Here is a 13,347-nt window from a genome sequence, read left to right as displayed (position 1 = left end):
TTTTTCAAGTATCAGCTTGTGAATATGCTGCTAATAAATCAAGAGTTGGGTAGACGAAGTTTTATTGGGAAAAGAGGAATCGATCTTGAAGCTGATAACCGCAGCGTATTTTTAACATACGTGAGGATTATCAGCAAAAGATAACGCCGCCAATTTTTCAAATAAAACGAGTATACAATTTAAAACTTACTATATTATCATTTTCATCAATACGGACTAATATTATGTCAATTATTTCTACGCGATTAAATGCTATAAAACCGTCCCCTACTCTTGCAGTTGTTAGGAAAACGCTTGAGCTTAAAAGAGCGGGCATTGATATTATTGCACTTGGGGCAGGTGAGCCTGATTTTGATACGCCTGATAATATCAAAGAAGCGGCGATCAAAGCTATTAAAGATGGGTTTACTAAATATACAAACGTTGAGGGGATACCAGCTTTAAAAGAAGCAATACAAGCTAAATTTAAACGAGAAAATAATATAGATTATGATCTTGATGAAATAATAGTTAGCACCGGCGGCAAGCAAGTTATATATAATTTATTTATGGCATCTTTAAATAAAGACGATGAGGTTATTATTCCTGCTCCTTATTGGGTGTCCTATCCAGATATGGTTTTACTTGCTGAAGGTACTCCGGTTTTTGCAAATTGTGGTATTGAAAGTAACTTTAAACTAAGCGGTGAGGCTTTAGAGCAGTTAATTACACCTAAAACTAAATGGCTTATTATTAATTCGCCTAGTAATCCAACAGGTGCAAGCTATAGCCATTCAGAGTTAGAAAATATTGCTGAAATTCTAAGAAAGCATCCGCATGTAAACGTCATGTCTGATGATATTTATGAGCATATTACTTTTGATGGTTTTAAATTTTATACTTTAGCAGAAATAGCACCTGATTTAAAAGATCGGATATTTACTGTTAATGGCGTATCAAAAGCATATTCTATGACAGGTTGGCGTATAGGTTATGGTGCAGGTTCGAAAGCTTTAATCAAAGCTATGACTATTATTCAGTCACAAAGTACTTCAAACCCGTGTTCAATAAGCCAAGCAGCAGCCGTTGAGGCATTAAATGGCGTGCAAGGCTATATTGCACAAAATGCTTTAAATTTTGAGAAAAAACGTGATCTTGCTTTATCGATTTTACAAAGAGTGAAATATTTTGAATGCTATAAACCTGAGGGGGCTTTTTACTTATTTATTAAATGTGATAAGATTTTTGGAGCTAAAACTAAATCAGGAAAAGTAATTAATAATAGTAATGATTTCGGTGAATATTTACTTGAAGAAGCAAAAGTCGCTGTAGTCCCTGGTATTGCTTTTGGCTTAGAGGGATATTTCAGGATTTCCTATGCTACTTCTATGGAAGAGCTGGAAGAGGCTTGTTTGCGGATTGAGCAGGCTTGTAATTCTATAGCGTCATTGCGAGGAGATGTGTAACATCGACGCGGCAATCTTATCGAACTTCCTGAGATTGCTTCGTCAAATTACTTTGTAATTTTCCTCGCAATGACGTTACAACTACTAAACTAATAAAAAAACTAATGCGTAAAGCTTTTAAAAAATTTTTAAAACGTAATAAATTTGTCCTTAGTTTAATTACTATTTTACTATATTGGTATTTGCGGTTTATTTATTTTACTTCAAAGCAAAAATTTATATTTTATGATAATGGCAATAAGGAAAAGTTTTTAAATGAGCAAGGCGTAATTTTTGCATTTTGGCATAATATGCTTGCATTAAGTCCTGCTATGTTTAAAGGAATGCCAGATGTCTACGCATTAATATCTCCCCATTTAGACGGTAAGATTTTAAATGATTTAGTCGATAAATTTGGCTGCAAAGTTATAGTCGGTTCTAGCAATAAAAATCCACTTGGAGCATTACGGAGTATTATCGAAAAGCTTTCTCAAGGTGCAAATGTAATAATTACGCCTGATGGTCCTAAAGGTCCTGTATATAAAGTAAATAGCGGAATTACTGAAATTGCTTATAAATACAATAAAAAATTAATTCCGGTAGTTAGTACTACTTCTAGATGTTTTAGATTAAAAAGCTGGGATAAGTTGATAATCCCTTTGCCATTTGGTACGATTAAAGTAATAATAGGGTCACCTTTAGAGCTGACCGACAATAAAGTACAAAATCATATGAATCTTGAAAAATATTTAGTTAATTTAACTGAGAACTTAATAAAATGATGCGTTTATATTACTTTTTAAGTTTTTTGTTATTACCTATTTATTTTGTTATAATTTTCATTCGCTTATTAATAGGCAAAGAAGACATAAAGCGTGTTAAGGAGCGTTTTGCGATTGGTAAACACAGGCAAGATAATGGATTTTTAATTTGGATTCATGCGGCTAGCGTCGGCGAATCTATGATTGCTTTAAATTTAGTTGATAATATAAGCAAACATTTTCCTGAAGTCCGTTTTTTAGTCACTTCTTGGACACAATCTTCTGCTAAAATATTAAGCACTAAATTACCTAAAATAGCTACTCACCAATTGCTTCCGATAGATAATATTATTTTTACCAAAATTTTTCTAAATAATTGGAAGCCTGATTTAGGTATTTTCATAGAATCGGAATTATGGCCAGGTACTATTAATGAAGCAGCAAAGCAGTGTAAATTATTGCTTGTGAATGCCCGCATGTCTGATAAATCCTTTAAATCTTGGAAGAAAAGAAAAGGCTTTTTTCAGCTCATTGTTAAAAATTTTAGCGAAGTTATTGTGCAAAGTGAGCGTGATTTACAGAAATTTAATGAGCTTGGAATATCAAACACAACTAATTTAGGAAATATCAAATTTGCTAATGAAAAGCTTCCAGTTAATCAAGAAGAGCTTGTAAAGCTAAGTGAACATCTAAAAAATAAGCAAATTATCGTATTTGCTAGCACCCATCCGGAAGATGAGGAGATCATTTTACCTATTATAAAAAACTTAAAAAAACAAGTTACAGATTGTTATATTATCTTAATCCCAAGACATCCCGAGCGAGTTAAATCAATTCTTGATAATTGTATAGCACAAGATTTATCAGCTAATGCCAAATCACAAAATGACTTACCGATTTTAACCGATGATCTTTATATAGTTGATAGATTCGGTGAAATGGGTTTATTTTTCTCTATAGCATCAATTTCATTTATTGGCGGCTCTTTCAAACAAGGCGGACATAATATTTCAGAAGCGGCACATTTCTCTAATTGTATTATCTTTGGTCCTGATATGAGTAAAAACACTGATATTGCTAAAGGCGTGTTGCAAAGTAAAGCAGCTATTCAAATTAAAAGCGGTGAAGAGTTATTAAATATGCTGGAATATTTGCTTGATCCTAATAATTCTAGAGAATTAAAAAACTATCAAGAAAATTCACTAAAATTTGTTGAAGAAAACCAGAAAATACTTGATAAATATCTTCAAATAATTACAAAATTTTTCCCATAAAATATAACAAAAGTAGAATTTCTAAAAATAATATTTGGCTTTTGATTGTAAAATGATTAAATAGCTTTACTTGAATTACAAGTAATTTATTATTTTAAAGGAGAGCATTTTATGAATAGTGATGAAATGTGGGAACAAGGAAAAATTATTCATGCTGAAGCATACAGACAACAAGAATATGAAAAACAAAGAAGAAATGGCGGCAATTCTTCTAGTAATGATGGAGAACTACTTGGGACATTAATAGTAATTGGATGTTATGCAGCATATCAAGGAGCAAAATTCGCTGGAAAAGCTGCTATAGCAGGTGGAAAAATGGCTGTGGAAGGAGGAAAGATAGCAGGTAAAACGGTAATAAATGCTCGTAAATTACATAAAGGAGAAGTAGAAATTGTAAATACCGATAACCAAGGTAATATTATAGAAAAAGCTCCTGAATATGGTCCTATACTTACTGAGTCTCAAGAAAGCCCTACATTTTCCAAAAGAGAAAAAGTAAAAGAATGGATTGGAAAAGGAATTAAAAAGAGTCGATCAGCTAGCGAGCTATTGACAAGTGCTTATAAATTAACTACTAGCACAACAGAAGAAGTTGTGACAGATGCAGGAGATAAAACCAAAGTTATTATTAAACCTAATACTAGTAATACTGTTAATACTGAAGACCATAAGATTAGACCTCTTATTAATAAACAAAATAAATATTATGGCGAAATACAAGAAGATACTATAAATACTATGCTGAAATATAGATTTAATGGTAAAAAAATTGTTGAGGTAACAAAATATAAATCATTTACTATTCCGAGTACCATACTACCAGGGGAAAAATTTGAGCTAAGATTTGAGCTAAATTGTCCTAATGGTGAAAAAATACGTGCAGATGATACTGCTTATCTTCAAGTTAACTATGATATAAGCGGTAAATTAGTAAAATTAGCTATACCTAACCAACCTGTAGTTTGTCATAATCCTAGTTATCCTGCACTAATTGCTTATCATAATGAATTATATGTTCTACCGGTAAATAGTGGGCATTATAATTATTTAACGCGTGAAGTTTACGAAAATGGCGGAGTATTAAAAATAGGTAATGCCGATCCTAGCTATCATATAGAAGCTATCTCATAATAATATTAGCTATTTATTTAAAATCTGAATATAAAAGGTGGAAACCGCTTTTCGTCTTTTATATTCAATATTTCTAACCGAATAGCGGATTATTTAATAATATAACTAACTTAGTATGAAAATAATAGCCGGCAGTAATAATAAGCTACTTGCAACTCGTTTAGCTATAACATTAAATATCAAATATATTGAACCTAAAATCACTTATTTTAGTGACTCAGAAATAAAATTAGAAATTCAAGAACCGCTACATAATGAAGATATCATCATAGTACAATCCACTTCAAAACCTGTTAATGATAGTTTAATTGAGCTATTTTTACTTATAGATACTGCAAAAAAAGCAGGAGCAAATAAAATAATTTTAGTAATGCCTTATTTTGGTTATGCAAGGCAGGATAAAGCATCAAATCAAGCTGCTATCCAGCACAATTAATAGCTAATTTTCTAGAAAAATTAGGAGTAACTCACTTAATTACCATCGATTTGCATTCTGATAAAATAGAAAAACTTTTCAACATCCCTATTTCTAACGTCAAACCTATCAACTTATATTTACCATTTTTACAAAATTATAAAAATTGTATTATAGTTGCCCCTGATAAAGGAAGCACAAATAAGGTAGAAACCATTGGAAACTTGTTAAACATAGATTTAGCCTATATAACCAAAGAAAGAGATATTAATAATAGCTGCAATATGGTAGAAATAACAGGGAATGTTGAGGGCAAAAATTGTATATTAATTGATGATATTATAGATAGCGGTGAAACTATTTATAACGCCAGTTTAGGATAAGGAGGTCTGAGGATAAGCAAGTAGTGTTAGAAATTTTTTAGATTTATTGAAATTAAAAGCATTTACGCAAGAAAGTATATGAACTAAGAAATTAATAGGGGAGCGATGTCTTGAATGTTCAAGGTTCATGCTGTTTTTTAGTACATTAAATACTGATTCAATTATTGATCTGCTTTTTAAGAGTATTTTATCTTCTATATCTAATAAATGATTTTTCATATCCTTGCGAATCCCAGTAAATAACCGTAGCCCACGACTAAATAATTTAGCGGACATTTCCTTAGAAATATAAGCCTTGTCTCCAAATAATTTACCCCATAATCCTTTGGTAATTGAGTCTACAGCAGATAAATCACTAGCATTACCCTTTGTTATTTTAATTGCCATAATCTGACCTTTATTATTAATTACAATATGTAATTTAAATCCCATAAACCATCCGTAACTACTCATACCTATTTTAGCAATGCCACTAAACACTTTATTATTATTTGTACGTTTTGCATGACATATCGATAATTTGGTTGAATCAACAAAATATATACCAGTCTCATCTCCTGTAAATAATTGTAACATTATAGTTAAAGGTAATACTAATCTTGGCCACAACTGGATTATCCGACTGTAACTAGGAAGACTAAAATATCCTCTATATTTACATGATAGATGATATAAATAATAATTCTTAAAATCTTTGCATGGAGATATAGCTAACACGGGAAGGTTTGTACCATTGCTGCTGTTATTGCATCACGAAAATCTTTAAAGTTTTTAATAATTTTTCTCAGGTAATTTTTAAAATTAGCCCAACAGTGTTCGATAGAATTTAAATCTGGAGAATAGACCGGTAGATAAATAAGAGTACAACCCGCTTTTTCTATTAATTCCTTTACCAACAGTGACTTATGAATACTCGCATTATCCATTATTACAAATTGTCCAGGTTTGAGTGATGGGCATAATAGCTCACCTACCCACTGATTAAATAATTGCTTATCAATATAACCGGAATGCTCTAATGGAGCAATTAATTCTTTGGTGCCCTCATTATAACCAGCAACTATATTTACTCTCTCAGTAGCAAAACCTCCTTGCTCTGCGTAAGATCTGGCTCCTCTCTCTGACCATCCGTACAACATGGTTATATTATTACTTACCCCCATTTCATCACAATACACAAGTTTGTCAGATGCTATTTTATCAATATATTCTACAAATTGTTTTCTGGCTTCTTCATTCCTGCCTTTGTATTTTGGCTCTTTTTTTTATATGTAATCTTCATTCTATGAAGCGTGTCATAAAATGTGCTCATTGGTAGCTCGGGTGCTACTACATCTCTTATATCTATAGCTCGGCTATCAGGATTCTTTGCTAAAAATTCAATTATATGCTCCTTATTAGTAAACCTAGCATCACGTCCACTTTGCATATGTTGTCTTGAGCTGTAGTCTCCATTTTCTTTATAACGTCTAATCCAATTTGATATCGTATGACGCTCTATACCCAATAAGTCTGATATTGCTTTTATTCTATATTTAGAAGTATTGTGCAGACTGATTACCCTATCTCTTAAATCCTGACTGTATGCTTTCATCTCTACCATAATTAAAAGCTTTATCTTATATGATTCTAAGGAATAATGCTAGTCGCGTTAGCTATATATAAAAATATAATACTATAGTTATATAGTTCTGAAAGCCTTAAACTCCCTGATCTCCTACGCTTCCTAACGCTGGGTATTAATTTGCTTTCTTCCCATTCTTCGTAAACTTTACAATAATTATCTATTATACAAAATAGAGTTATGATACATCTTTTCATTGTTGAGTGCATATTTTTTTGATTCAAAATCTATGTAACTCAACACTCCTCTCTTGTAAATACCCTGCTTTATTATCTTTATTCCTTACACTCTTATCCTAAACTGGCGTTTATAAAGCTGCTAATTTTTTAAAGCAGCATGGAGCTTTATCGGTAAATGCTTTTATTACGCATGCTGTACTTTCAAAAAATTATGATATCGCATTATTGGATCGTATTTTTGTTACTGATACTATAGAAACAGATGACTTATCTTCTAAATTTCATATAATACCTATATTGCCTATCTTAGTAAAAGAGTTAAAAAATATAATATGAGTTTATGCACTCTTGAAATAAATTTGTCAGCTATAAAAGCTAATTATCATTTATTAAAAAATATTTGTGAAAATGCTCTGGTCGGGGCGGCAGTTAAAGCCAACTCTTATGGACTCGGTGCAATAGAAATTTCTAAAACCTTACTAGAAGAAAATTGCCGATATTTTTTTGTTGCCTCAAGTAATGAGGGAATTAGTTTGCGTAAAGCTATAGGCAACGAAGTAAATATTCTTATTCTTAATGGCGTATTTGAACATGATGCTTTAGAACTTATAGAATATAATTTAATGCCTGTTTTAAATAACTTAAACCAAATCAAGATTTGGCAAAAATTTAGTAGTCTAAAAAATCAATTACTATCTTGCTACCTGCATTTTAATACTGGTATTAATCGCCTTGGGCTAAACCATAATGAGATAGAACAGCTAATTAATAATCGTGATTTATTAAAGGGTTTGAATGTGGAATATATCATAAGCCACTTATCAGCTTCTGAGGATAGCGATAACCCTTATAATTTAGAACAACTAAACAAATTTAAAGCTTATTTGGAATATTTCCCAAATGCTAAAGCAAGTCTTGCTAACTCCGGCGGTATATTTTTAGGGAAAGATTATCATTTTAATTTAGTAAGACCTGGTGCTGCTTTATATGGTTTAAATCCTTTAGGCAGTAACAAACCGAATCCGATGCAAAACCCTGTAACCTTAAAAGCACCTATAATTCACTTACAAAATTTGACATATGGGAGTCGTATCGGCTATAATATGACTTTTACAACCAAGCGTGATAGCTTAATTGCAACTCTGCCTTTTGGCTATGCTGATGGGTTTAGTCGTAATTTTAGTAATCAAGGTACCGTATTTATTAATAGTCGTAACGTCCCAATAATAGGACGAATATCAATGGATTTAGTCAATATTGATGTTACTGATCTACCACCTTCAGATATTTTTCTAGGACAAGAAGTAGAAATTATTGGAAATAATTGCACTCCTGATAAAATAGCAGATATTATAGGTACTATAGGATATGAGATATTAACTAGCCTTGGTAATAGATATAAAAGAATTTATACTTGATAATGTTATAACCTTATTGTCATCTAGTTGCTTGTCCACGGCATGACTACCTTAGGGTGTTTTTCGATCTATGCGGACAATGCCACAGGATGACAGCAAAATAACCTTAATAATTTAAAATATAAAAAGAATAATACAGATGTTATTAAATATAGCTAATTCTATTGGTAAACGTACCATAAGACTAGCACAAAGTATCGGCAAATTTTCTATATTTAGCTTAGCTGCCATTACTAGCATTATAAGACCACCTTTATATTTTAGTTTAATTATCAAACAATTATTATTTATCGGCTTTTATTCTTTACCTGTTGTCGCCATGACTACCTTTTTCTCAGGGGCAGTATTGGCATTACAGAGTTATACAGGATTTTCTCGCTTTTCTGCTGAAAGTTCTATCGCAACTGTAGTGGTGCTATCCTTAACTAGGGAACTCGGACCAGTGCTTGCGGGGTTAATGGTAGCAGGAAGAGTAGGAGCATCAATTGCAGCGGAAATAGGTACTATGAGAGTTACAGAACAAGTAGATGCTTTATATACCTTATCTACTGATTCTATTAAATATCTCGTTTTTCCAAGAGTAATTGCAGCTATTATTACTATGCCTTGTCTAGTTCTAATCGGCGATGTAATCGGGGTTATGGGAGGTTACTTAGTTGGCGTATATAAGCTTGACTTTAACAGTAGCACTTATTTGACTAGCACTTTTCAATATTTAGAGCCAATAGATGTAATATCTGGTCTTGTTAAAGCTGGCGTTTTCGGCTTTATTATTTCTATAATAAGCTGCTATAGTGGTTATTATTCAGGTAAAGGAGCTAAAGGTGTTGGACGAGCTACTACTTCTGCGGTAGTAAATTCTTCCATTTTAATCCTAATTAGTAACTACTTAATAACCGAATTATTTTTTAAAGTATAAAAAAGATATGAGTGTAGAAGAAATAAAAATTAAAATTCGGTCATTATATAAATCTTTCAATAGTCATAAAGTATTAGATGGAATAGATTTAGATGTAAAAAAAGGTAGTTCTTTAGTCATTTTAGGCGGTTCAGGTAGCGGTAAGTCAGTCCTAATTAAAAATATAGTAGGGTTAATTAAACCTGATCAAGGTCAAATCTTTATTGATGGTGCAGAAATTCAAAATATCTCAAGCAAAAAAAGATTTGAGATTATGAAAGATATCGGATTTTTATTCCAAGGCGGAGCTCTTTTTGATTCTTTAAATGTACGTGATAATATTACTTTTGATACTAACAAATTATCTAAAAAAGAGAAGAACGATCTTGCAGGAGCAAAACTTGACTCAGTAGGTTTATCCCCTAGAATTCTTGACCTATATCCATCAGAATTATCAGGAGGTATGCAAAAAAGAGTAGCACTTGCACGAGCAATTTGTAGCACTCCATCGATTTTATTTCTTGATGAGCCAACAACTGGGCTTGATCCTATAATGGCTAATGTTATTAATGAGCTGATTATAAAAATCCAAGAGGAGTTAGGGGCAACTACAATCACTATAACTCATGATATGATTAGTGCCGAAAAAATAGCTAAAGAAATAGCTATGATTTATCAAGGAAAAATTAAGTGGTATGGTAGTAAAGATGAAATGCGTAATAGTAATAATCCTTACTTAAAGCAGTTCATAAATGGCTTAACTACCGGTCCTATTGAGGTATAATATGTTTAAAAATTTATTATTTATACTAACGATTTTAAGTATAAGTTTTAATGTTTATGCCATAAATAATAGAGCTTATACGACATCAGATATAGTAAAAATAGCGATCGTTCTTGGAATTGTTGCTTTAATTTTTAGCCCTGCAAAATTTCGTATTATAGTTATTGGTACGGCTCTAGGTCTAACTCTTGCATATTATACCTATAAATATATAGTACCTATCTTTATTTCTTCATTAAACGGTCCTTGAAAAATAAGATGAATTTAATCTATTTTATACCCAACTAACGCTTGTTTAAAAACTTCTATATCTATCTGCCAATCGTTGGTATCTAGGCTAGAGGGTAGAATCATTTGAGGTTTAATAGGAAAATAAGCTAACCTAAATCCCCATTTAATTCCCCCAATAATTTTTACAGTTTTATTTTGATTATCTATTTTCACTGCATAAGTATGGGCAGTCCAATAAGTTAAAGGCTTAGAAAAAATTGTATAAGACCATAAGGAGCATCGTAGAAATCTTGCTCCAAAGTATAAAAAGGATGTAATTCTACATTAGTATCTATAAATTTTTGTAATTTTTTATCTGAAGAATCAGTGCGAACAATCTGAAGCCAAGCATTATGCTCTTGCTTAATGTCATTGCTAAAGTAAAGGGGACCACTAAATTGCACGAAAAAGGGACCAGAGAATTTGGTGTAACCTAATAAGGTTATAATGTGCAATATTCACTAGATAATTAATTAAAATAAATATCTAGTGATACAATGATAAGAATAAATATGTACACAACAATTATCACCCTTTATAAGCAAGGCAACAGTCAAAGAAATATTGCCAAACTAACAAGGATAGACCGTAAAACAGTAAGAAAAATAATAAATCGTTACGTAGAGTCTGGTACAGAATATCCTGCACCCTATGAACGATCTTCAGCACTGGATTCTTGGCACGAACAAATAATTGAGTTATTAGAAAAGAATCTAAGTTACATAAGAATTTTTGAAGAGTTAAAAATTCAAGGTTATACAAAAAGTTATGGTTCGCTAACCCGTTATATCAAAAAATATAAGATTCAGAATAACAGTTGCATTCGTTTTCATACTTTAGCAGGAGAGGAAGCACAAGTAGATTTTGGTGACATAGGCTTACAGTATAATGCCCAAGGGCGTAGAGTTAAAGCATATGTGTTTAATATGCGTTTAAGCTATAGTCGCCTTGATTATTATGAAGTAGTGTTTGATCAAAGTTGTAAAACATGGATACAATGTCATATCAATGCATTTAATTATTTTGCTGGTAGTCCAAAAGTAATAAAACTTGATAATCTTAAAGCTGGGGTGGTAGATAGCAATTTCTATGAGCCTGTATATCAGAAGGAATACAAACGTTTAGCTGATCATTATGGGATTTTACTTTCTCCTTGTCGTATATATCAACCTCAAGAAAAAGGCAAAGTAGAATCAGGCATAAAGTATGTCAAAAATAATTTTTTTGCTGGACGTAAATTTCATAGATATGAAGAATTAATACACGATCTTGCAAACTGGTTAAATAAAGCAAATAACCGAATACATGGTACTACTAAAAAAATTCCTCAGGAACTATTTGAGCAAGAAGAAAGTAATAATTTAATGCCCTTACCATTAGAAACGTTTGATTTATCATCGTGGCATAATCGAAAAGTAGCAAAAGATTGTCATATCACCATAGATAATAATTATTATTCCGTACCAGCAAAATATATATACAGTGAAGTATTGGTACAATTATCACCAAACCTTGTTCAAATATTTTCTATACAAAATGATTTAATAGCAAGGCACGTTAGAGTAGATGGCAAAGGAATATTTACCACTAATCCGTCTCATTATGCCAAATATAAACGTCTATGCCCAGGTTTTATAGAATATAGCGAACATTATCAACAACAAATGCAGCAGATAGGCAATAATTGCAGTTTATTATTAGAGTTATTACAACAAACACGAGTAAATGATTGGCAACGTTGTGCCAGAGGTATTATTTCTTTACGTAAGGTTTACAATGATGAGTTAATAGATAAAGCCTGTCATAGAGCATTACATTACGGTATAAGTTCTTACTCTAAAATTAAGAATATCTTAAATAGTAATGCAGTAAACTTACCATTGCCAGAGTTTGGAGGTCAGAATGCAGAACTTGCTTAATGACCTACGTAGTTTTAGATTATCAGGTATAGTCAATAGCTTAAATGAAAGGATTATTTATGCTCAAAATAATAAACTAGGATTTAAAGAATTTCTCTCACTATTATGTGAAGATGAAAAATCTCACCGTAAGGATAATAATTACCGTCGTCGTAAAAATGCTGCTAAATTACCGGTAACTAAAAATTTAGAAGACTTTGATTTTCAGTTCCAACCAAGTATTGATACCAAAGTAATAAGTGATTTATCTACTTGTGATTATATTAATACTAAGGGCAATGTCATATTCATAGGTAATTCTGGAACTGGCAAAACTCATCTTGCTATTGGATTAGCATTAAAAGCTTTAACACGAGAATACTCTGTATATTTTACTACGGTATCGGATATGCTTTATAATTTACATATTGCAAGAGCAGATAATAGCTATCACAAAAAAGTTAAATTACTCTTATCATTTGACTTATTAATTCTTGATGAGTTAGGTTTTAAGCAATTACCAAAACATTCAGTAGATGATTTTTTTAATATTATTGCTAAACGATATGAAAATAAATCTACCATTATCACCACAAACAAGGATTTTGAAAGATGGAATGAAATATTTGCTGATGAGTTATTAACTCATGCAATTATTGATCGAGTAGTACATCATGCACATATACTAAACATCACAGGTAAAAGTTATCGTATTAATAACTATAAATCTGGAGGTAATATGACATAAAAAATTTTAAATAAAGTGGTCCCTTTTTTACGTAATTTAGTGGTCCCTTTTTATTTGACAATGACACTTAAGCTTAATATGAATAATAGGGAAAGATGAGTTTAAACAATTTCTTGGAGCATTCGGGATATAGGAAATGT

General features: G+C 31.5%; 17 protein-coding genes. 12 read left to right on the top strand and 5 right to left on the bottom strand.

What is annotated here, in order from left to right; all coding sequences use genetic code 11:
* Positions 1–224: 224 nt before the first annotated feature.
* The 6 genes from AAGD54_RS08255 (at position 225) to prs (ending at position 5,388) form a co-directional block, all read left to right on the top strand.
* Positions 225–1,445 carry a pyridoxal phosphate-dependent aminotransferase gene (locus AAGD54_RS08255; RefSeq protein ID WP_341788513.1) on the top strand — a complete coding sequence of 407 codons (1,221 nt, stop codon included), beginning with the start codon at positions 225–227 and terminating at the stop codon, positions 1,443–1,445.
* Between the two features lie 104 nt (positions 1,446–1,549).
* Positions 1,550–2,206 (top strand): lysophospholipid acyltransferase family protein, encoded by a 657-nt coding sequence (locus AAGD54_RS08250; RefSeq protein WP_341794565.1) that lies wholly within the window; start codon positions 1,550–1,552, stop codon positions 2,204–2,206.
* Positions 2,203–3,459 (top strand): lipid IV(A) 3-deoxy-D-manno-octulosonic acid transferase, encoded by a 1,257-nt coding sequence (waaA, locus tag AAGD54_RS08245; RefSeq protein WP_341794564.1) that lies wholly within the window; start codon positions 2,203–2,205, stop codon positions 3,457–3,459. The genes AAGD54_RS08250 and waaA overlap by 4 nt, the downstream gene beginning before the upstream one ends.
* A 111-nt stretch (positions 3,460–3,570) precedes the next feature.
* The gene (locus AAGD54_RS08240; RefSeq protein ID WP_341794563.1) at positions 3,571–4,590 is read left to right on the top strand and encodes a hypothetical protein; all 1,020 of its coding nucleotides are present in this window, start codon (positions 3,571–3,573) and stop codon (positions 4,588–4,590) included.
* A gap of 115 nt (positions 4,591–4,705) precedes the next feature.
* The gene (locus tag AAGD54_RS08235) at positions 4,706–5,026 is read left to right on the top strand and encodes a ribose-phosphate pyrophosphokinase-like domain-containing protein (RefSeq protein WP_341794562.1); all 321 of its coding nucleotides are present in this window, start codon (positions 4,706–4,708) and stop codon (positions 5,024–5,026) included.
* Positions 4,996–5,388 carry a ribose-phosphate diphosphokinase gene (gene prs / locus AAGD54_RS08230; protein ID WP_341795210.1) on the top strand — a complete coding sequence of 131 codons (393 nt, stop codon included), beginning with the start codon at positions 4,996–4,998 and terminating at the stop codon, positions 5,386–5,388. Before AAGD54_RS08235 ends, prs begins: the two co-directional genes overlap by 31 nt.
* Here the strand turns inward: prs and AAGD54_RS08225 are convergent.
* From AAGD54_RS08225 to AAGD54_RS08215, 3 genes are read right to left on the bottom strand one after another with little or no spacing between them, the layout of a single operon-like run.
* The gene (locus AAGD54_RS08225; RefSeq protein ID WP_341794561.1) at positions 5,380–6,105 is read right to left on the bottom strand and encodes an IS982 family transposase; all 726 of its coding nucleotides are present in this window, start codon (positions 6,103–6,105) and stop codon (positions 5,380–5,382) included. The genes prs and AAGD54_RS08225 overlap by 9 nt on opposite strands.
* Positions 6,099–6,593 (bottom strand): IS630 family transposase, encoded by a 495-nt coding sequence (locus AAGD54_RS08220; RefSeq protein WP_341795144.1) that lies wholly within the window; start codon positions 6,591–6,593, stop codon positions 6,099–6,101. Before AAGD54_RS08220 ends, AAGD54_RS08225 begins: the two co-directional genes overlap by 7 nt.
* A 5-nt stretch (positions 6,594–6,598) precedes the next feature.
* On the bottom strand, positions 6,599–6,991 hold the full coding sequence (locus tag AAGD54_RS08215) for an IS630 transposase-related protein (RefSeq protein WP_341794381.1): 393 nt from the start codon (positions 6,989–6,991) through the stop codon (positions 6,599–6,601).
* Positions 6,992–7,523: 532 nt separating this feature from the next.
* Here AAGD54_RS08215 and AAGD54_RS08210 point away from each other — a divergent pair.
* From AAGD54_RS08210 to AAGD54_RS08195, 4 genes are all read left to right on the top strand, one after another.
* Positions 7,524–8,609 carry an alanine racemase gene (locus tag AAGD54_RS08210; RefSeq protein ID WP_341794560.1) on the top strand — a complete coding sequence of 362 codons (1,086 nt, stop codon included), beginning with the start codon at positions 7,524–7,526 and terminating at the stop codon, positions 8,607–8,609.
* Between the two features lie 139 nt (positions 8,610–8,748).
* Complete coding sequence (locus AAGD54_RS08205; protein WP_341791884.1) at positions 8,749–9,528, top strand: ABC transporter permease; 780 nt, start codon at positions 8,749–8,751, stop codon at positions 9,526–9,528.
* A gap of 7 nt (positions 9,529–9,535) precedes the next feature.
* The gene (locus AAGD54_RS08200; RefSeq protein ID WP_341788520.1) at positions 9,536–10,291 is read left to right on the top strand and encodes an ABC transporter ATP-binding protein; all 756 of its coding nucleotides are present in this window, start codon (positions 9,536–9,538) and stop codon (positions 10,289–10,291) included.
* 1 nt (position 10,292) lies between these two features.
* Positions 10,293–10,541, top strand: coding sequence for a DUF5510 family protein (locus AAGD54_RS08195; RefSeq protein WP_011477992.1), 249 nt, complete (start codon positions 10,293–10,295; stop codon positions 10,539–10,541).
* 14 nt (positions 10,542–10,555) lie between these two features.
* Here the strand turns inward: AAGD54_RS08195 and AAGD54_RS08190 are convergent, their stop codons facing one another.
* Positions 10,556–10,735, bottom strand: coding sequence for a hypothetical protein (locus tag AAGD54_RS08190; protein ID WP_341794559.1), 180 nt, complete (start codon positions 10,733–10,735; stop codon positions 10,556–10,558).
* A 26-nt stretch (positions 10,736–10,761) separates the two neighbouring features.
* A complete protein-coding gene (locus tag AAGD54_RS08185) occupies positions 10,762–10,965 on the bottom strand; it encodes a hypothetical protein (RefSeq protein ID WP_341794558.1) in 204 nt (67 codons plus the stop codon).
* Between the two features lie 108 nt (positions 10,966–11,073).
* On the opposite strand from AAGD54_RS08185, the gene istA reads away from it, so the two are divergent.
* Together istA and istB are read left to right on the top strand one after the other, a co-directional pair.
* Complete coding sequence (gene istA, locus AAGD54_RS08180) at positions 11,074–12,480, top strand: IS21 family transposase (protein ID WP_341794291.1); 1,407 nt, start codon at positions 11,074–11,076, stop codon at positions 12,478–12,480.
* Complete coding sequence (gene istB, locus AAGD54_RS08175; RefSeq protein WP_341794290.1) at positions 12,464–13,207, top strand: IS21-like element helper ATPase IstB; 744 nt, start codon at positions 12,464–12,466, stop codon at positions 13,205–13,207. Before istA ends, istB begins: the two co-directional genes overlap by 17 nt.
* The last annotated feature ends 140 nt before the right edge of the window (positions 13,208–13,347 follow it).

It is taken from the genome of Rickettsia endosymbiont of Rhinocyllus conicus (assembly GCF_964026465.1).
In the GTDB taxonomy this organism is placed as follows: Bacteria; Pseudomonadota; Alphaproteobacteria; order Rickettsiales; family Rickettsiaceae; genus Rickettsia.
Note: the sequence above shows the minus strand (reverse complement) of the source record. Positions and strands in the feature narration are given on the sequence as shown.

Excerpts from the sequence above, each read along its gene's own strand:
- AAGD54_RS08255 (WP_341788513.1), top strand. The coding sequence starts at position 225 with ATGTCAATTATTTCTACGCGATTAAATGCTATAAAACCGTCCCCTACT.
- AAGD54_RS08250 (WP_341794565.1), top strand. The coding sequence starts at position 1,550 with ATGCGTAAAGCTTTTAAAAAATTTTTAAAACGTAATAAATTTGTCCTT.
- waaA (WP_341794564.1), top strand. The coding sequence starts at position 2,203 with ATGATGCGTTTATATTACTTTTTAAGTTTTTTGTTATTACCTATTTAT.
- AAGD54_RS08240 (WP_341794563.1), top strand. The coding sequence starts at position 3,571 with ATGAATAGTGATGAAATGTGGGAACAAGGAAAAATTATTCATGCTGAA.
- AAGD54_RS08235 (WP_341794562.1), top strand. The coding sequence starts at position 4,706 with ATGAAAATAATAGCCGGCAGTAATAATAAGCTACTTGCAACTCGTTTA.
- AAGD54_RS08215 (WP_341794381.1), bottom strand. The coding sequence starts at position 6,991 with ATGGTAGAGATGAAAGCATACAGTCAGGATTTAAGAGATAGGGTAATC.
- AAGD54_RS08210 (WP_341794560.1), top strand. The coding sequence starts at position 7,524 with ATGAGTTTATGCACTCTTGAAATAAATTTGTCAGCTATAAAAGCTAAT.
- AAGD54_RS08205 (WP_341791884.1), top strand. The coding sequence starts at position 8,749 with ATGTTATTAAATATAGCTAATTCTATTGGTAAACGTACCATAAGACTA.
- AAGD54_RS08200 (WP_341788520.1), top strand. The coding sequence starts at position 9,536 with ATGAGTGTAGAAGAAATAAAAATTAAAATTCGGTCATTATATAAATCT.
- AAGD54_RS08195 (WP_011477992.1), top strand. The coding sequence starts at position 10,293 with ATGTTTAAAAATTTATTATTTATACTAACGATTTTAAGTATAAGTTTT.
- istA (WP_341794291.1), top strand. The coding sequence starts at position 11,074 with ATGTACACAACAATTATCACCCTTTATAAGCAAGGCAACAGTCAAAGA.
- istB (WP_341794290.1), top strand. The coding sequence starts at position 12,464 with ATGCAGAACTTGCTTAATGACCTACGTAGTTTTAGATTATCAGGTATA.